This window comes from Myxococcus dinghuensis, from assembly GCF_024198235.1.
In the GTDB taxonomy this organism is placed as follows: domain Bacteria; phylum Myxococcota; class Myxococcia; order Myxococcales; family Myxococcaceae; genus Myxococcus; species Myxococcus dinghuensis.
Genome location: NZ_JAKCFB010000043.1, coordinates 20,541 through 38,723, shown reverse-complemented (window position 1 = coordinate 38,723; position 18,183 = coordinate 20,541). Strand labels below are relative to the sequence as shown.

16 protein-coding genes are annotated in these 18,183 nt (G+C 71.8%); 7 read left to right on the top strand and 9 right to left on the bottom strand.

Going from position 1 to position 18,183, the window contains the following annotated elements:
- The first annotated feature begins 66 nt into the window (after nucleotides 1-66).
- The 7 genes from LZ198_RS35530 to LZ198_RS35500 all read left to right on the top strand — a co-directional run bounded on the left by LZ198_RS35530 (nucleotide 67) and on the right by LZ198_RS35500 (nucleotide 5,929).
- On the top strand, nucleotides 67-966 hold the full coding sequence (locus LZ198_RS35530) for a S66 peptidase family protein (protein ID WP_253976576.1): 900 nt from the start codon (nucleotides 67-69) through the stop codon (nucleotides 964-966).
- Nucleotides 963-2,156: a serine hydrolase domain-containing protein gene (locus LZ198_RS35525; protein WP_253976575.1), complete on the top strand. Its 1,194-nt coding sequence runs from the start codon at nucleotides 963-965 to the stop codon at nucleotides 2,154-2,156. The genes LZ198_RS35530 and LZ198_RS35525 overlap by 4 nt, the downstream gene beginning before the upstream one ends.
- A complete protein-coding gene (gene mpl / locus LZ198_RS35520) occupies nucleotides 2,149-3,621 on the top strand; it encodes a UDP-N-acetylmuramate:L-alanyl-gamma-D-glutamyl-meso-diaminopimelate ligase (RefSeq protein WP_253976574.1) in 1,473 nt (490 codons plus the stop codon). Before LZ198_RS35525 ends, mpl begins: the two co-directional genes overlap by 8 nt.
- A 1-nt stretch (nucleotide 3,622) precedes the next feature.
- The gene (locus LZ198_RS35515; RefSeq protein WP_253976573.1) at nucleotides 3,623-4,183 is read left to right on the top strand and encodes a TlpA family protein disulfide reductase; all 561 of its coding nucleotides are present in this window, start codon (nucleotides 3,623-3,625) and stop codon (nucleotides 4,181-4,183) included.
- Nucleotides 4,184-4,196: 13 nt separating this feature from the next.
- A complete protein-coding gene (locus LZ198_RS35510; RefSeq protein WP_253976572.1) occupies nucleotides 4,197-5,030 on the top strand; it encodes an inositol monophosphatase family protein in 834 nt (277 codons plus the stop codon).
- A 65-nt stretch (nucleotides 5,031-5,095) separates the two neighbouring features.
- A complete protein-coding gene (locus LZ198_RS35505) occupies nucleotides 5,096-5,479 on the top strand; it encodes a hypothetical protein (RefSeq protein ID WP_253976571.1) in 384 nt (127 codons plus the stop codon).
- 123 nt (nucleotides 5,480-5,602) lie between these two features.
- Nucleotides 5,603-5,929 carry a hypothetical protein gene (locus LZ198_RS35500; protein ID WP_253976570.1) on the top strand — a complete coding sequence of 109 codons (327 nt, stop codon included), beginning with the start codon at nucleotides 5,603-5,605 and terminating at the stop codon, nucleotides 5,927-5,929.
- Between the two features lie 57 nt (nucleotides 5,930-5,986).
- On the opposite strand, the gene LZ198_RS35495 is transcribed toward LZ198_RS35500, so the two are convergent.
- The 9 genes from LZ198_RS35495 to LZ198_RS35455 all read right to left on the bottom strand — a co-directional run bounded on the left by LZ198_RS35495 (nucleotide 5,987) and on the right by LZ198_RS35455 (nucleotide 18,180).
- Nucleotides 5,987-6,601: a polysaccharide biosynthesis/export family protein gene (locus tag LZ198_RS35495; RefSeq protein ID WP_253976569.1), complete on the bottom strand. Its 615-nt coding sequence runs from the start codon at nucleotides 6,599-6,601 to the stop codon at nucleotides 5,987-5,989.
- A 43-nt stretch (nucleotides 6,602-6,644) separates the two neighbouring features.
- Entirely contained in the window at nucleotides 6,645-7,883 is a 1,239-nt protein-coding gene (locus LZ198_RS35490; RefSeq protein WP_253976568.1) for a hypothetical protein, read from the bottom strand.
- A 178-nt stretch (nucleotides 7,884-8,061) separates the two neighbouring features.
- Nucleotides 8,062-8,631 (bottom strand): hypothetical protein, encoded by a 570-nt coding sequence (locus LZ198_RS35485; protein WP_253976567.1) that lies wholly within the window; start codon nucleotides 8,629-8,631, stop codon nucleotides 8,062-8,064.
- Between the two features lie 87 nt (nucleotides 8,632-8,718).
- Complete coding sequence (locus LZ198_RS35480) at nucleotides 8,719-9,165, bottom strand: Crp/Fnr family transcriptional regulator (RefSeq protein ID WP_253976566.1); 447 nt, start codon at nucleotides 9,163-9,165, stop codon at nucleotides 8,719-8,721.
- A gap of 42 nt (nucleotides 9,166-9,207) precedes the next feature.
- Nucleotides 9,208-10,554, bottom strand: coding sequence for an AgmX/PglI C-terminal domain-containing protein (locus LZ198_RS35475; protein WP_253976565.1), 1,347 nt, complete (start codon nucleotides 10,552-10,554; stop codon nucleotides 9,208-9,210).
- Between the two features lie 4 nt (nucleotides 10,555-10,558).
- A complete protein-coding gene (locus LZ198_RS35470) occupies nucleotides 10,559-10,855 on the bottom strand; it encodes a hypothetical protein (RefSeq protein ID WP_253976564.1) in 297 nt (98 codons plus the stop codon).
- A gap of 7 nt (nucleotides 10,856-10,862) precedes the next feature.
- The gene (locus LZ198_RS35465; protein WP_407667492.1) at nucleotides 10,863-12,392 is read right to left on the bottom strand and encodes a tetratricopeptide repeat protein; all 1,530 of its coding nucleotides are present in this window, start codon (nucleotides 12,390-12,392) and stop codon (nucleotides 10,863-10,865) included.
- Complete coding sequence (locus LZ198_RS35460) at nucleotides 12,389-15,775, bottom strand: tetratricopeptide repeat protein (protein WP_253976563.1); 3,387 nt, start codon at nucleotides 15,773-15,775, stop codon at nucleotides 12,389-12,391. Before LZ198_RS35460 ends, LZ198_RS35465 begins: the two co-directional genes overlap by 4 nt.
- Nucleotides 15,775-18,180 carry a tetratricopeptide repeat protein gene (locus LZ198_RS35455; protein WP_253976562.1) on the bottom strand — a complete coding sequence of 802 codons (2,406 nt, stop codon included), beginning with the start codon at nucleotides 18,178-18,180 and terminating at the stop codon, nucleotides 15,775-15,777. Before LZ198_RS35455 ends, LZ198_RS35460 begins: the two co-directional genes overlap by 1 nt.
- Nucleotides 18,181-18,183: the final 3 nt, after the last annotated feature.

Below are 18,183 nucleotides of genomic sequence, written 5' to 3'. Positions count from 1 at the left end.
ACGCTTCCGCCGCCCCGCTGTCTCGAATCGCGCTACCCCCCGAGCCCCCGGTGCTATGAAGCGCCCGTGCGTTGGCTCAAGCCCCTCCCGCTCCGTCCCCGGGACCCCGTCCACGTCGTCGCCCCCGCAGGACCGTTCGACCGCCCCACCTTCGAGGTGGGCCTCGCCGTCCTCGCCGAGCGCTACGCCCCCATCCTCCGCCCCGACCTCCACGCCGCCCACCGCTACCTCGCGGGAGACGACGCCCGCCGCGCCGACGAGCTCTCCCAGGCCCTCCTCGACCCCCAGGCCCACGCCATCTTCTGCGCCCGCGGTGGCTACGGCAGCGCCCGGCTCCTGCCCCGTCTCCCCCTCGCGGACGCCCCCCCGAGCCTCTTCACCGGCTTCTCCGACCTCACCTCCGTCCACGCCGCCCTCCAGGCGCAAGGGCGCGTCTCCATCCACGGCCCCGTCATCACCCAGCTCGGGAAGCAGCCCCAGGCCGTCCGTGACGCGTACTTCCGCCTCCTCGAGTCCCCGGAGGCCCCGCCGCCGCTGACGGGCACCGCCACCTACGTCCCCGGCACCGCCGAGGGCGTCCTCCTGGGCGGCAACCTCTCCGTCTTCTCCCGCCTGCTGGGCACGCCGTACCTGCCGTCGCTCGACGGGGCCGTGCTCCTCCTCGAGGACGTCACCGAGCGCCCCTACCGCCTCGACCGCATGTGGACGCACCTGCGCCTGGCGGGCGTCTTCTCGCGCGTGCGTGGCATCGTCCTGGGCGACTTCACCTCGTGCGAGGAGAAGGGCGCCGACTACTCCAGCGCCGACGTGCTCCGCGACCTCGCCCGCGAGGAGGGCCTGCCGTGCGCTGCGGGCTTCCCCATCGGCCACGGCGACCTCAACTTCCCCGTCGCCCTCGGCACCCACGTCCGCCTCGACGCCGACGCGGCCCGCCTCACGTTCCTCGAAGGAGCCGTGCGCGCATGAGCAGCGCCCCCCCCGAGCAGCACCCCATCGCCGTCCTCCAGACGCTCCTCGACGAGGCGGTGGGCATCGGCGTCTTCCCCGCCGCCCAGGCCGTCGTCCTCCACCGGGGCGTCCAGGTCTTCGGCGGCGTCGCGGGCAAGGCCTCCGGCGACACCCGCTTCGACCTCGCCTCCGTCACCAAGGTGCTCTCCACCACCGCCCTGTTCGTCCGCCTCTGGACCGAGGGCAAGGTGGGCCCGGACACGCTCGTGTCCCGCTACTTCCCCGGCACCCCCATGGGCGACGCCGGCGTCACCGTCGCGGACCTGCTCTACCACCGCTCCGGCCTGCCCCCCTTCGTGCCCTTCTTCGCCCAGGCCCTCGCCGCGCACCCTGCGCTGCTCGACGCGGACTGCCCCGCCGCCCTGCGCGCCCGCGTCCGCGACGAGGTCCTCCAGGCCGCCGCCGCCACGCCGCTCGCCGCCGCGCCCCGCACCACCTCCGCGTACAGCGACGTGGGCTTCATCCTGCTCGGCGAAATCCTCGCCCGCGCCGGCGGCGCCCCGCTCGACACGCTCTTCTCGCGCCACGTCGCCGAGCCGCTCGGCCTCGCCGCCCGCTTCCACCGCCTCACCGACTTCCCCGTCGACGGCACCACCGCCCCCACCGGCGCCACCCGCCCGCGCGAGCCCGCACCGGGACAGGAGGGGCTGTGGAAGGACGTGCCCACCGCCCCCACGCGCCCGGGCGAGGTCGATGACGACAACGCCTGGGTGATGGATGGCGTCGCCGGACACGCGGGCCTTTTCGGCACCGCCGTGGACGTGGCCCGCTTCGGCCAGGCCGTGCTCGCCGACTGCACCGGCTCCCGCGCCGTGCTCGCCCCGGGCCCGCTCTGGTACCGCGTGCTCGCCACCGACCCGCTCGTCCCCGGCAGCACCCGCTCCATGGGCTTCGACTCGCCCTCCAAGGGTGTCTCCAGCGCCGGCCGCTTCATCGGCGACGCGCCCCCTGGCGCGGTGGGCCACCTGGGCTTCACCGGCACCAGCCTCTGGGTCGACTTGCGCCGCTCGCTCGTGGTGGCGCTCGTCACCAACCGCGTGGCCCACGGACGCCAGGAGCTGCGCATCCGCGACTTCCGACCCGTCTTCCACGACTTCGTCGTGGAGGCGCTCGGCCTCACTTCCACCCAGCAGGGACCGCATGCCTGACGACAACGGTAACGTCCTCGAAACCCTCCAACCCGGCAGCGTCCGCCGCATCCACCTGGTGGGCGTGGCCGGCACCGGCATGGGCTCCTTCGCCGGCATGCTCAAGGCCGCCGGCTACGACGTCACGGGCAGCGACGAGAACGTCTACCCGCCCATGAGCGACATGCTCCGGACGTGGGGCATCCCCGCCGCGTCGCCCTACCGCCCGGAGAACCTGGACACCGCGAAGCCCGACCTCGTCATCATCGGCAACGTCATCCGCCGCGTGAACCCCGAGGCCACCGCCGTCCGCGAGCGTCACATCCCCCAGATGAGCTTCCCCGCCGCGCTGGGCTCGCTCTTCCTCGCGCACTCGCACTCCGTCGTCGTCGCCGGCACGCACGGCAAGACGACCACGTCCTCGCTCATGGCCCACGTGCTCGTCGAGGCCGGCAAGGACCCCTCGTTCCTCGTGGGCGGCGTCACCCAGAACTACGCGGGCAACTACCGCGTGGGGAAGGGCCCGCACTTCGTCGTCGAGGGCGACGAGTACGACACCGCCTACTGGGACAAGGGCTCCAAGTTCCTCCACTACCGCCCGCGCACCGCCATCCTCACCAGCGTGGAGTTCGACCACGCCGACATCTTCCGCGACCTGCCGCACTACGAGGCCACGTTCGAGAAGTTCGTGCGCCTCATCCCCGCCGACGGCCAGCTCGTCGTCTGCGCCGCGTACCCCAACGCGGTGAAGCTCTCCCGCGAGGGCTGCCAGGGCCGCGTGGTGACGTACGTCGCCAAGGAGGGCGCGGACGCCGACTACACCCCGCGCGACGTCTCCTACGGCCCCGACGGCGCGCGCTTCGGCGTGGTCGAGCGCGGCCAGGTGCTCGGCACCGTGACGCTGCCCATGGGCGGCGCGCACAACGTGGAGAACGCGCTGGGGGTCATCGCCGCCTCGCGCGGCCTGGGCCTGTCCTTCGACGAAATCGCCCAGGGGCTCGCGTCGTTCCGCGGCGTGAAGCGCCGGCAGGAGCCCCGGGGCGAGCCCGGCGGCATCCTCGTGGTGGACGACTTCGCGCACCACCCCACGGCGGTGCGGGAGACCATCTCCGCCATCCACCGCCGCTACCCCCAGCGCCGGCTGTGGGCCATCTTCGAGCCCCGCTCCAACACCAGCCGCCGCAACATCCACCAGGAGGAGTACGCGCACTCCTTCACCGGCGCTTCCCGCGCCAGCCTCAAGGTGCCCGAGCGTCACGACAAGGTGCCCGTGGGCGAGGAGCTGGACGTGCCCCGGCTGGTGCGCGACCTCCAGGCCCAGGGCATCTCCGCGGAGGGCTCCACGGACGTGCAGGCGCTCGTGGACCTGGTGGCCCGCGAGTCCCAGCCCGGTGACGTGCTGCTCGTCATGAGCAACGGCGCCTTCGGCGGTTTCATCGACAAGCTGCTCGTGGCCCTGAAGGCCCGGACGGGGGAGACTGCCTGACATGCGCCTGCCCCTCCTCGCCGCCCTCGGTGCCCTGTCCCTCGCCGCCTGCGCCCGCAACAACGCGATGCCCTCCCTCACGCCCACCCTGCCCGGCGGGTCGGGGGACGAGGGCGGCTCGAACGGCAGCCCCGCGCCGCTCGTCTTCCAGGTGAAGCGCTACCCGGGCGGCGAGACGTACGACCTCAAGAGCGACCGGGGCAGCGTGGTGCTGCTCGACGTCTGGGCCACGTGGTGCGAGCCGTGCCGCGACGCGCTGCCCTTCTACGAGAACCTCAGCCGCGAGTACGCGGGCCGGGGCTTGAAGGTCTACGCGCTCAACGTGGACGAGGACCCCCGCGCGATTCCTCCGTTCCTGGAGGAGGTGAAGGTGAAGCTGCCCATCCTCCTCGACGAGAACGCCCGCGTGGCCGAGCGCACGCTCAAGGTGCGCGGCATGCCGACGACGTACATCATCGACCGGAGGGGCGTGGTCCGGTACTTCCACGAGGGCTTCGCGGAGGAGTTCCTCACCAAGTACCAGGCGGAGATCGAATCCCTGCTGGCCGAGCCCGCCCCCTAGTCGAGGAGACGCCATGGCCACGGCCCCTGAAGCCCACGAGTCGCCCGCCGCCTTGCGCCGCACCGCGGAGGAGGGCGCCCGCCTCGCCGGCCGCATCCTCTCCGAGCGCTTCCTGGGCGAGCGCATCATCGAGCTGAAGGGCGGCATCGACCTGGTCACCGACGCGGACCGCGCGTCCGAGGAGGCGCTGCTCGCCTTCCTCCGCGCGCGCCACCCCACCCACGCCATCCTCGCGGAGGAGAGCGGCGCCACGGCCGGCTCGGACGGCTTCCGCTGGCTGGTGGACCCGCTCGACGGCACCACCAACTACGCCCACCGCGTGCCCCACTTCTGCGTCAGCGTGGCCGTGGAGGGCCCCCAGGGCGTCGTGGCCGGCGTCGTCTACGACCCGATGCGCGACGAGCTGTTCTCCGCCGCGCGCGGGGAGGGCGCCACCCTCAACGGCCGCCCCCTGCGCGCCAGCGCCGTGTCCTCGCTGGACGCGGCGCTGCTGTGCACGGGCTTCCCCTACGACGTGCGCGAGAAGCCCGAGGGCCCCGTGGGGCTGTTCACCCGCTTCGTCCTGCGCGCCCAGGGCATGCGCCGCACCGGCAGCGCCGCCATGGACCTGGCGTACGTCGCCGCGGGCCGCTTCGACGGCTTCTTCGAGTTCGGCCTCAAGCCCTGGGACATCGCCGCGGGCTCGCTCCTGGTGGAGGAGGCCGGCGGCGTCATCCGCCACGTCACCGGCGCCCCCTTCGACGTCCTGCGCGGCGACGTCATCGCCTCCGCGCCCGCCCTGGCCCCCACGCTTCTCTCCGAGGCGAAACATTTCATCGACCAGCTCGGCTGGACGCCTCGTGCCTGATTGCGTCATGCGTTGCTGTTGACGCTGGATTGCGGAAGCGCCGCCGCCGGCCCTAGCCTCGCGTCATGACCTACCTGACGCGCATGCCGTGGTGTGGAGTAGGGCTGTTCCTCTTCGGTCTCCTCGTGGGCTGCCAGGGCGGCATGGCGTCCGGGGACGACGGCGTCAGCGCCCTGGACACGTCCGAGGCGCCGCTGGCCTGTGCATGCGGGGCAACGCGGTACTCGGTGGTCCGCCGCACCACGGGCGTCACCTGCGCGGAGGCCTACGACAAGGCCAACAAGCTCGCGGACACGTTCATGTTCGAGACGTGCCCCTCCGGTGGCTGCGACATCACCCGCTCCCTCATGTCGTGCAGCCCCGTGGTCCCCGGCGGCAACCAGGGCTTCAGCATGGGCGTGACGATGACGTTCTCCTGCAACGAGCCGGCGGGCTGCGAGGGGACGTAGTCACCGCTCCGCCCTCCTCGGATTCCGTCCTCACGGAATGACGGGGCTCCCACGGTGGGCTGGCTTCGCTGGGAGCGCCGGGTGTTGCATGATTCAGTGTCTCCCCCTGTCGAAGGAGTACACATGAACGCCAAGCGCTTCGCGGTGTCCCTGGTTGCGATGTCCAGCCTGTTCCTGACGGCCTGTGGTGGTGGTGCCGACGCCGAGCCCGTCCCGCCGGAGGCGGACGCGATGGTGGGCGTGGAGCAGGGCATCGGCATCCCGCCCAACTGCCCCAACAACGACCTCGTCTACTGGTTCGAGAACATCCGCGCCTGTGTCGTGAAGTGCGGCGCGAGCCGCATCCAGGCCACGCCCGCCACGCAGTACGCGGGCTGTCAGTCGAACCTGTCGAACACGCGCACGCTCATCAACGCGAACTACTGCATCCCCGGCTGCGACCTGCAGTAGGCCGCCTGCCCACGCGGGTCTCGCGAGGCATGGGCCTCGCGAGGTCCGTGGCGCGGCCTAGAAGAAGCTCTCCGGCACGAAGACGATGTCGCCGGGCTGGAGCATGAAGTTCTTCTCCCGCCCCACGCCGATGTCCTCGACGGGCACGCGAATCTTGCGCTCCTGCCCGTTCACCACGCGCGTCACCAGGACGTTGTTCTTCTCCGCGACCTTGGTGAAGCCACCCGCGAGCGTAATGGCCTGGATGATGGACATCTCCCCGTCCACGGGGAAGGTGCCCGGCTTCTGCACCTCGCCGAAGACGAAGATCTTCTGCGAGTTGTACTCGCGGATGAGCACCGACACCTGCGGCCGGCGCACGTAGCGCCCCAGGCAGTCGCGCAGCGCGTCCGCGGCGGTGCTGGGCGTCTTGCCCTGCAGCGGCACCTTGCCGCACAGCGGATAGTCGATGGTGCCCTCGGGCGACAGGCGCCAGGTGCCCGAGTGCTCCGGCTCCTGGAACACCCGCACCTCCACCACGTCGCCGGGGCCCAGCGTGCCGCCGCCCGCGTGCGCCTCGCCGGCCTCCGCGGCCGGGGTGGGCGAGGGCGGCGGGGGACGCGGCGCGGAGCCGAAGCACGCGCCCAGCGCGCCCGACAGGGCGAGGAGGCACAGGAGGCGGGAGGGTCTCATCCGGGGAGCGGGCTCGGGGAAGGGGCCCGGCACGACGGCGGGCTCAGTACGTCACCACGAGGCGAGCATACCCCTCGTGGCGCGTGTAGTTGAGGCCACCGCCGTCCACCGACGAGGAGCGCGTGCTCAGCATGTAGCCGGCCGAGCCGGTGAGCCAGGGACGGAACTGGTACTCGGGCCCCGCGTCCACCGTCACCACCGTGTCCGAGCGCGTGCCCTCGAAGCTCAGGAAGTCCACCGCGCCGGCCACCCGCACCGTCAGCTTGCCGCCCCACAGCGCGCGCGCCTCCGCGTAGCCCCGGTCGTCGCGGAACATGCCGTACGCCGCCACCGGCTCCAGCGTGCGCAGGTAGCCGCCCTTGAACGTGAGCGTGGGGCTGTAGAGGTAGGTGCCCTCGAGCTGCGCGACGAGCGTGCCGCCGCCCGTCTCTCCGAAGTTGTGGCCCCAGCCCGCCTTCGCCGTCACCGCCACCTTGGGGGAGATGAGGCCCGCCACGCCGACGAGGGCGCGCAGCAGCGTGGCGTCCGGGCCGCCGTCGTTGAAGTAGCTGCGCACGTCCAGGCCGGTGTCCAGCACCAGCGCCGTCTTGGGCAGGAAGCGCCAGCGGCCCTCCATCCCCACGCGCAGGTTGCCGTAGTCGAAGCGGTCCGCGGCCAGGGCCTCGCACACGCCGTCGACACAGCCCACGGGCTGCGCCGCGCCCAGCGACTGGAACAGCTCCACCGCGTAGGCCACGCTCGGCGCCAGCTCCACCGCGCCGCCGCCGGGCTTCCACGGCGTCTTCACCCGCGCCTCGTTGTAGAGGCTCAACACGCCCGCGCCCACCGCGGCCGAGCGCGTGCGGTCCGAGCGCACGAACTGGTCCGACAGCTCCACGGACAGCGGCGCCTCCGGGTTGATGCGCGCCAGCAGGTCCGCGGCCCCCTCCATGTGGGAGGCCTTGTTGGAGCCAGCGGTCATCAGCTCCGTGTAGAGCACGTAGTCCAGGTTGGCGTTGAGGTTGAACGCCAGCCGGGGGGAAGGAATCTCCAGCCGGAAGCCCGGCCGGAAGTGCATGGCCAGCTCCCCCGACAGGTTCGGCGGGGTGCCGTCCGGCTGCGGCTGCGCGCCCTCCAGGCCGAAGTAGCCCACGCCGCTGTCCAGGCGCGTCTCCAGCTCGAAGTACGGGTGCAGCCGACCGTTGCCGACCTTGAAGCCGTTACCGCCGCTGGAGGGCGCCGACATCGCGCTCTGGGCCGAGGCTTCGCCGCCGAGCGCCATCAGCGCCAGCGCGCAACCCATGCCCCGGATTGTCCCTCTCAGCGTCATGGCTCGCAGTGGCTTCCCCGGAAGCAGGGGTACCCACTCCTACCTTTCCTGCGGACGGCCCAGGGCGTCATAGCACGCACGTTTCGAGGGGCCGAAGAATTGTTCGGTACGTCACGGAGACTCGCCCGATGCGGCAGAGGGCACACAGGGGCTATTCGATGGGGCTGGCCGCCGGAGGCCGGACGACGACGACGGGAGGCGGAGGCGGCCGGGTGGGATCTCCACCAGGCAGGTTCTCCGGCTCCTCGACCTCGATGAAGAGGTTCTCGTCGGTCCGGAAGGCGAGCTGGCCGATACACTCCTCGGCCTCCGAGCGAAGCTGGCCCACCTTCTGCCGGGCGATCATCACCTTGGTGTACTCGTGCTCGCTGGAGGAGACCTCGCGCCGGGTGAGCGCCTCCTGGAGCGACACGTCCGCCTGCTCGGAGATGCGCAGCAGGCCCTTGATCTGCGTGAGCTTCTCGTTGGCGCAGTTGAGCTTCACCACGTCCTTGGTGCGCCGCGCCTCCTCCACCTTGCCGAGCACCTGACGGAGCACGTCGCGCATGGCGGTGAGGGCCTGGCTGCTGCGCTCGAGCTTCTGGGAGTCGGGCACCTCGCTGGCCTTCTCCAGCGCGGGGGCGGGAGGCGGGGCGCGCGGCGGGGGCGCGGCGGGCGCCGGAGCCTGCGCGAGGGCGACCTTCGCGGCGACCACCACGGCGATCATCCCGGCGGTGTTCATACGCCTCACGGCTTTCCCGGCCCTTCGCATTGACTCAAAGCGTAGAGGGCGGGGGGAGGGGTGTCAACGCGACAAGTCCCCTCTTATTCAGTGGTTACCGGAGAGCCGGGCATTGGCTTCGCGCAGTCGGGCAGACAGGCTCCGGGCGATGTTGACGACGATGAAGGTGAAGCCGTCCGGGTGGGTGCGGCGGAAGTCGCGCAGGTCCTGGCCGGTGAGCTGGAGCAGGACGGCGGCGGTGTGGGCGCGCACGGTGGCGGAGCGGTCGTCCTTGTCGATGAGGCCCATCTCCCCGAAGGACTCCGGGGCGGACAGGATGGCCAGGGGGGAGAGGGTGCCGTCGGGGTGCCGGCGCACGACCTCCACCTGGCCCTGGACGATGAGGAAGAGGCTGTCGCCGAAGTCCCCTTCCTCGAAGACGACCTCCCCGGCGACGCAGTGGTGGACGCGGGCCAGCTCCGCCAGCCGCGTCAGCTCCGTGGGGGAGAGCATCTCGAACAGCGGAGACGCGGTGATGACGGCCAGCTTCTCCATGGTCCTCCCGCGAGCCCCCCGGCGGGGTCGATGTCCCGGAGCCTACCCCGTCGGCGAGAAGACGAAGGGGTAGGACACCGTCGCGTCCGCGTCGGGTTTGAAGGGGAACACCCAGGCGCGGATGACGGCGCGGATGCAGCTGGCGACGGCCTCGCTGCCCAGGGTGTTCTCGTCGATGTCGAAGTCGCCCACCCGCCCGGTGGGGGTGATGGAGAAGCGCACCACCACCTTGCCCTTGAGGTTGGGGTTTCGCTTGAGCTCCTTCTCGTAGCAGCTCTGGATGGCGCCCTTGCGCGCGCGCACGTAGCGGGCGAGCGCGTCGCGGTCCACGTCGGAGCTGTCCACCTCCGGCGCCGCGTCCTGCACGCGGCCCTTGAGCTCGACCTCCTTCTTGTTGCCCAGGTCGACCTTGCCGCCGCCCTGCGTGCCCAGCTCGCCGATGCCCGTCACGGAGCCGGTGCCGCCGCCGCGCGGGCCGGTGCCCTTGGCGGTGGTGACCTCGTTGGCCACGCCCACGCCGCCCGCGCCCTGGAGCGCCGCCGCGATGTCGTTGCCGCCGCTGGCGCTGCCCAGCACGTCCTGGAAGGCGCCGCCCGCGCCGTCGCCCTTGGAGCCGAGCAGCTTCAGGAGGCCCTTGCCGGAGACCTTCTTCACCACCTCCGCGTGGCGCGCGGCCGCCGCGCTCGCGGCCTTCTCCCCGGCGGGCTTGTCGTCGCCCTCCTTCGTCTCCGGGGCCTTGGCCTCTTCCTTGGGCGCGTCGGCGGGGCCGGTGGTCGCGGGCCTGGGGGTCTCCACCGGGCGCTGGGGGATGATGGCGCGCACGAAGCGGTCGTCGAGCTGGTCCAGGGCCAGCTCCTGCTCCTTGGGCGCCTCGGAGGAGATGATGAGGGCTGCGCCGGAGAAGTGGAGGAGGAGCGAGGCCGCGAGGATGCCGAAGAAGACGCGGTCCATCGTCTTCCAGCGGCTGACGCGGATGTCGGACGGGAGGAGCGGCCGGGCCTCCTCGGCGGGCGGCGTGACGAACTGGAAGAAGAGGGTGGCGTCGCCCAGCTCGACCTTGCCGCGCGCGGTCTCCTGGAGCGGCAGGACGTACAGGTCGCCCCGGCGCGAGGCGTGGCCCTGCGTGCGCAGGGCGTCGAAGTCCACGTCGGAGGAGCCCAGGTTGACGCGGCCCTTCATGGACTCGTTGATGACGAGCTGGAACTGCTGGCCCTGGAACTCGAAGACGCCGAAGCGCGCCGGGCGGTCGTCGGCGGCGGGCAGGACGAAGGTGTTGCGCGCGTCGTGACCGATGGTGACGGTGTCACGGCGGACGTGGCGCTCCTCGACAATCTGGCCGTTCTGGATGAGGCCGACGCGGAGCAGCTTGGTCTGCGGAGGGGCTGCCATGGGGCTAGAACGGGTCCTGTTCGACGCTCTGCTCGACCTTGGGCACGAAGCTCTCCGCGCGGTTCAGGTCGTCGAAGCTCAGGTTGGAGCGGGGGAGGATGTAGAAGGCCTGCGGCTTCTGGATGCGTCCCTCGACGGTGAGCGCGTCCAGGCGGATGACCTTGCGAGGGGAGGGCTTCTTCGCGGCCGGCGTGTCGGTGCGCGGCGCCGAACCCTGGGGTGCCGGCGCGGACGACTTCGCGTCCTGCGCGAGCGAGGGCGCGGCGGCGAGCAGCACGAGGAGGGCGAGGGCGGAGCGCATGGAGAGGTCAGTTCGGGGCGCCGTCCAGCTTACCCGAGCCGGCCGGTGTGGGGGCCGGTGTGGCTTCGGAAGCCGGGGGCTGGGGTTGGGACACCGGGGCCTGGGGGGCGGTTCCGGCGGAGGGGGGCGCGTCTGGGGCCGGTGTGGGCGCGGCGGGGGCGGTCTCGGGGGGCGGAGCAGGCTTCGGCTGCTCGGCGGCCTTGCGGAGCTGGTCCTTTCGCTCACGCTCGCGGCGCCGCTCCTCGCGGTCGATGTTCTTGCGCGCGTCCTTCACGTACTGGGGGATGCGCTCGTCCTTTCCGCCCTTGGCCTCGTACTGCTCGAAGAGGGCGATGGCCGTCTTGTAGCGCTCGATGGCGTCGAGGTCCGGCGGCTCCACGTCGAGGTAGAGGACGGCCAGGTTGAAGTGCGGGTCCGCGGCCGCGGGGCGCAGGGTGAGCACCTGCTCGTACTCCCCCTTGGCTCGGGTGAAGTCGCCGATGCCCCGGTAGGCGTTGCCCAGGTTGAGGCGCGCGTCGGCGAAGTCGGGCGCGGCGCGGACCGCGGCCTCGAGTTCGGTGACGGCGGCCGGGTAGTCCTGGGCCTCGTTGAGCAGGGCGCCGAAGTTGTTGCGCGCCTCGGCGAAGTCGGGGCGCAGCGTCGTGGCGCGCTTGAGCTCCTCCAGGGCCTGGGGGCCCGCGCCGAGCGCCACGTAGACGAGCCCCAGGGCGTTGTGCGTGGCGGCGTCCTCGGGGGCGATGTCGCGCGCGTTCTCCAGCACCATGCGCGCCAGCTCGTGTTTGCCCTCGCGGTAGTACACCTGCGCGAGGACCTGCATGGCGCGCACGTGACGCTCGTCGACGCGGAGGGCCCGCTTCGCCTCGGCGGCGGCCGGCTCCAGCTTCTTCTGCTGGAGCAGCGTCATGGCCAGCGCCGTGCGCGGCGTCACCGCGTCCGGCTTCGCGTCGAGCACCGCGCGAAGCTCCGCCTCCAGCGCGGCCGCGCGGTTCGTCCGGCCGTACAGGCGCGTCAGGCAGTCCCAGGCCGCGGGCTGCTCCGGCGCGAGCGTCAGCGCCTGGCGATACGAGCGCTCGGCCTCGGCGTGGCGGCCCTGCCGCTCCTGGACGATGCCCAGGTTGGTCCACGCGGTGTCGAGCGTCGGATGGGAGTCCACCAGCGCGCGCAGCGCCGTCTCGGCCGCGGTGAGTTCACCCGCGCGGGCGATCTCCACCGCCCGGGCGAAGTCCTCCTCCGCGCTCGGGGGCGGTGGCGGAGGCGGTGTGGGCTTCGCCTCGACGGTCGGGGGCGCGGTCGTCGCAGGCGTGTCCGCGCGGGGCTGCGGCGCGGTGGCACAGGCGGACAGCCACAGCAGGGCCACGGCGAGGCCGGAGGTTCGCGGGAAGGTCTTGGTGCCCACGGCCGCGAGGGTCTCGTCGCCCGGCCTGGTGGCGGGGCCGCGAGCCTCCGGGGCACGGCGCGTGGCCAGGGACGGTGTCGCGGCGTCGGAAGGGGAGGAGAACGCGGCGGAGGGCGCCGGGGTTCGCGGTGCGCGGCTCACGGCTTGTCTCCTCCCGAGAGGCGCTTGTCATCCCGGGTCGCCGGAGGAGGCGGTGCGCTGGGGCCACCGACGAGTCCATCCGGATAGAGCCCCTCGGCGGCGAGCGCCTGCTTGGGCTCCTTGAGCACGGGGTACTCCTTGGGGCGGAAGCGGTTGAGGGACTCCAGCGTGCGGCGCGTCCACTCGTTGGAGACGCGGTTCTTGCGAGCCTCCGCCAGCGCGATGGCGTAGCTCTCCACCGCCGCGTCCTCCAGCTCCGCGGTGTTCTGCGCGAGCAGGTCCTGGTACGTCACCACCGCTTCCTCGCCCAGGCGCTTCACGTCGGGCGGCACCGGGGTCTCGATGATGGTGTTGGCGAAGCGCTCCAGCGCGTACCCGGAGCGGTAGGCCGCCGCGAGCGACCACTCCAGCTGCTTGTACGGGTAGACGCGCGCATAGGCGTCCTTCACCGTCTTCACCGCCGCCCGCTTCGCCGCGAAGCTGCGCAGCAGCGCGGGACCCCAGCCGCCGATCTTCAGCTTGTCGAACTTGCGCAGCTCCGCCTCGGCCAGTTGGAAGCGCCCGTAGGCCGCCGCGTTCGCCGCGAGCGGATGCGTGTCCGGCTTCAGCTTGCGCCGGTCGAACTCCGTCGCCGCCTGCGTGTACGAGCGCGTGGCCTCCTTCTCGTTGCCCAGCTTCTGGTACGCGTCGCCCATGCGGCGGTGCGCATCCAGCACGCGCTCCAACTGGCTGGACTTGTTCGCGTACTTGCGCACGAACTCCTGGAGCGCCTTCACCTCGCCGCGCGGGTCGCCCTGTTTCTCCAGCAGGAGCGCCGCGTGGTACTGGTTCTTCGCCGCGTCCTCCGCGTTGGGGAACAGCTCCGCGTAGCGCGTGTACGTGGCGGCCGCCTCCGCGTAGCGCTGCTGGCCCTCCAACAGTCGCGCCGTGTTGAAGAGCGCCGCCTCACGGTCCTTCGAGGCCGGGTAGTCCTTCACCAGCTTCTGGTAGCTGGTGACGGCCTTGTCGAAGTCGTAGGACTTCTCCGCGTTCACCGCCACGCGGAACAGCGCCGCGTCCGCCAGGGACGACTTGGGATACTCGCGGTAGATGCGCTCGTAGAGCTTGAGCGCGGAGTCGAAGCGGCGCGTGTTCTCGTGGGCCACCGCGGCGTTGTTGAGCGCCTTGTCCGCGAACTCGTGGCGAGGGGCCTCGTCGACGAGCTGGGTGTATTTGCGCGCCGCCTCCTCGTACTTGCCCTCGGCCATGAGCTGGTCGGCCAGCTTGAAGCGCCCGGCGAGCTTGAAGCGCATCAGTTGCTGGTGCAGCTCGCTCGACGGCTCGATGACCTGCGCGTTGTCCGCCAGGCGCGCGCTGACCTCCTCGACGCTGCGCCAGTCCTTGTCGATGAGGAACGTCTCGACGGTGAGGTTGGTGGCGTAGCGGGCGACCTCGCTGCGGGGCCACGTCTGGATGATGCGCTCGAAGCGCGCGCGCGCCTCCGGCAGTTCGTCGTGCGCGTAGTACAGCTCCGCGGCCTTGTAGGCGATGCCCGGGGCCTTGGCGTCCTTCGACAGCAGCGCCACGTACCGGTCCGACGCGGCCACCAGCTTCTGCTCGGTGGTCGTGAGCGGGACGGGGTGGGGCGCGGCGCCCTCGGGCCGCTCGGAGGAGCGCAGGGGCTTGAGGTCCGGCGCTGCGCCCTTCTGGATGTCGAGCGCGAGCTGCTGCTGCCACGCGAGCACCGCGCTGTGGGCCGCGTCGTCGCGGTGCTTCGCGCTCACGCCCGTGTCCCGCACCTCCTCGTAGCCGCGCGCCGCCTCGGCGAACTGGAACGAGAAGTAGAGACACTCGGCGTGGTAGAAGCGCATCTCGCCCGCGCTCTTGCTGCGCGGGAAGCGCTCCAGGTACGTGCCGTACGCGCGCGCGGCGGTGGCGAAGGCGACGTTGGCCTGCTCGAACTTGCCCTCCTTCTTGAACACCAGCGCCTGCTGGTGGTGGAAGGTGGCGCTGCCGTAGAGGCTCTTCTCCACCAACTGGTTCGCCTGCGAGAGCGCGTCCGGGTCGCCCTTGTTCTTCTCGTACCAGGCGGTGCCCGGCTGGTAGAGGGCGGCGAGCTTCTCGGACTCGACGAAGGAGTCCATCAGCCGGCGCTCGCGCTCGAAGGACTGGGCGATGCGCTGCTGAACCCGGGGCGCGTCGGGTGAGAGCGGGTCCTTCTGGAGGACGAGCCGGTAGGCCTCCACCGCGGCCACGTGGTTGGCCTGGTCGAAGTAAACGTCCCCCAGGCGCCGGTAGATGTCCGACTCGTACGGGCGCGGACCGCGCTGGGCGAACAGGGACTGGGCGCGGGCGATGCCACCCCAGCTCTCGTCCGCGAGCGAGATGGCGACGTACTGGAGCGCCTCCGTGCGCAGGTCGCCGCCGGCGGCCTCCTCGCCCTTGGCCACGCGCTGGGCCTCGTAGAAGTCCACCAGCGTGAGGAAGGACTGGACCGCCTCGTCGAAGCGGTCCATGCGGTAGTACGTCCACCCCAGCTTGTAGAGCGCCTTGTCGTAGAGCGGGTGGAGCGTGTCGCGTGACGCCGCCTCGAAGGCCTGCGCGGCCTGGGGCAGGGCCTTCGGGTCGTTGTAGTTCTCGAACCAGTACTCACCGATGCGCACCCACGCCTCGGTGGCGAAGCGGCTGCGCGGGTACTTGGAGATGAGCTGCTGGTAGGCGACGAAGCTCTCCTCGACCTGCTCCTGCTCCTCCAGGCAGTAGCCCAGGAGGTACGAGGCGCCGTCGTTGAGGCGGTAGGCGGGGTACTCCTTCAGGAGCCGGCGGTAGAGCGCGATGGAGTCCGAGTAGTCCTTGCGCGGCTCGACGGGGAAGGCCGAGTCCGGGTTCCGGTCGTGCGCGTCCAGCCGGTCGCGATAGTCCTTCATCGCCAACTGGTGCTCGTCCTGGGAGCGCTCGTAGTAGAGCTCCGCCAGACGGAACATCACGTCCGGCGTGTAGCGCGGCTCGCTGGGATAGCGGCGCAGGAACTCCTCGAAGCGGACGATGGCCTCCACCCGCTGCTTGCGCTCCTGGGCCTCCAGGTCGCGGATGACCTTCTCGTACGCGGACGAGAGCGAGTCGCGCTTCTGCTCGTACTTGTGCTCCATGAGCAGCTGCACCTCGCGGCTGTACTCCCGCGACTCCTCCTCGTACGTCTTCAGCGCGCGGCTGACGTCCTGGAGCAGCTCCTCCTCCTGCGGCGTGCGGCCCAGGCCCTCCAGGTAGGCACCCCGGGACGGGGGCTTCGCGTCGGTGGCGGCGTCTCCGGCCTGGGGCGCCGCGGGCGCCTGCTCGCCGTCCGTCGCCTGGGCGGCGGCGGGGAGCGAGGCCATGGAGAGCAGCACGGCGAGGAGGCGGCGCATCAGCGGCCATCCTCCGAGAGCACGTCGCGGAAGTCCGCGTCCAGCGCGCGCAGGGCGTCCGCCTTCTGCGCGGCCACGTTCTGGATGGCCTGTGTCTTGTCCTGCTTCTCCGTGAAGGCCACGTCGACGACGCCCACGTCCGCCTTCAGCACCAGGTCGTAGAACTGGTTGCGCACGGACCGCACGCTGTCCTGGGCGATGCGGCCCACCAGCAGTCGGGCGTCCGTGGAGGCGGTGCGCACGTCCAGGTCGTAGCGCTCCAGCAGCTTCTGCTCCGCGCGCACCTTCTCGCGGATGAGCCGGCCGCGCGTCTCCACCCGGGCGCGCAGCGCCTCACGCGCCTGGACGACACGGGTCTTCAGGGCGTCGCTCTTCTCCTGCGCCGCATGCGCGCGCGCCACCAGCCCCGAGGTGTCCGAGGCCCCGCGGCGCTCCGCCTCCGCCAGCACGGCGTGCTCGGCCGCCAGCGCCTGCGCATACCGACCCCGGATGGCCTGCTCGCCCGCGAGCGTGTTGGCGGCGCTGTGTCGCTCGTCCGCCAGTCGCGCGCGGGTGCGGTCCAGCTCCACCTTCAGGTCGCTCAGCGTCTGCACCTCCGCCTGGAGCTGCACGAGGTACTCCTGCTCCTCGTCCGGCGGCGTGTGTCGCAAGAGCCGCGTGTCGTCCACCCACTTGCGCACGGACGCGGCGATGGCCTGCAGGCCCTGGATCTCCGTCCCCAGGCGGAACGCCTCCCGGTCCACCGCGTCCACGCGCGCCTGCATGCGGTCCAGCCGCTCCTGCAGCGCTCGCGTGGTGGTGGGCAGCGACAGGAAGCGTGTCCGCAGCGCCTCGCGCTCGCGGCGCAGGTGCTGGACGGAGTCCTTCTCGCCCTGCGTGAGCGAGGTGTCCAGCGTGAGCGCCTCGACGCGCAGCCGCTCCTCGTCCGCGCGGATGAGCGCCGTCTCCACCGCGTCCGCGTGGGTGAGGCCCTCCTGCAGCTCCGGGAAGGTCTCCAGGCCCCGGGCGTCCAGCGCGCGCAGGATGCGGTCGGCCAGCTCCCGCGCCTCGGTGGTCCCCTCACGCCCGCTGTCGATGTCGGCCACCATCTTCACCGCGTCGACGACCTCGCGCCGCGAGGCCGCGTACTTGCGTGCCAGCGGGGGCAGCAGGGTGCGCACGTCCGGGATGTCGTCCGCGCGGCTCAGCAGCCGGTCGAAGTAGGCGGACGCCTCCGGCTTCGCGCGCAGGAGGGCGTCCACCTTCTCCCGCTCCGGGCGGAAGGTGCCGATGACCTCGTCGTACGTGGCGATGGCCTCGTCGTACTTCTTGAGCCGCTGGAGGAGGTTGCCCTGGAGCAGCCGGGCCTGGGGCGCGAGCTGCGAGTCGGGCGACACCATCAACAGGATGTCGATGGCGTTCTTCGCCTCCTGGTGGTTGCCCTTGCGCACCTGTGTCCAGGCAATCTCGTAGAGCGACTCCGGGAAGGACTCGCTGTCCTGCGGCACGCGGCCGTACCAGTCCAGCGCCTCGTCGTAGCGGCCCGTCTCGTAGGACAGCCGCCCCAGCGACATCAGCGCCAGCTCGTGGATGCGCCGCGCCTCCACCACCTGCGCCGCGGTGGCGACCGAGGCCCCGCCGTCCGATGGGGACTGGGGCGTGACGAGCTGCTGGAACTGGAACAGCGCGAGCGGCAGCTCCCCGGCCTGCATCGACAGGACGCCCAGGTGATACGCGGCCTGGAGCCGGTAGGGACCGTCCGGCTGCTGCGCCAGGGGCGTGAAGGCGGCGCGCGCGTGGGCGATGCGCTCCGAGGGCGCCAGGTCCGTGCGCCGGAAGAGCCACTTCGCCCAGGTGTACTGGACCTCCGGCGGAAGCTGTCCGCCGGACAGCACGCGGGCCTGCTCCAGGTACGGCGCGATGCCGTCGAACTGGTTCAGCTTCCCGGCGATGACGAGGTAGCGCGACAGCGCGTCCTTGTGCCGCGGCGTGGTGGGCAGCGCGAGCAGCTCGCGCAGGTACAGCCGCGCGCCGATGTAGTTGCGCTGCTGGAACAGCGCGTCCGCCAGGAAGTAGAGCGCGTCCGCGTAGCGCGGGTGCTTCTGGAACGGTGGGTCGCTCACCAGGTCGTAGAGGAGCACGGAGGCCGCGCCCCAGTTGCCCAGCAGGTATTGGATCTCCGCGTCCGAGTAGCGCCGCGCGCGCGCCTCCGCGTCGTCCTGTTCCGGGCGCTGGCTGTGCGTGCGCTCGACGTCGGCGAGGCTCGCCTCGGCGGTGCCCAGCTGCGCCTCCACGGTGGCCAGCTCCTGCGCCAACTGCTGGGGCGTGGGCGGCGGCGGGACGAGGGGAACGGGGTCCGCCGCGAGGGCGGGGGATGCGCCCGCGAGGGCCAGGGCGAGGGCGAGGGCGCGATGCGACGGGCTCACCGG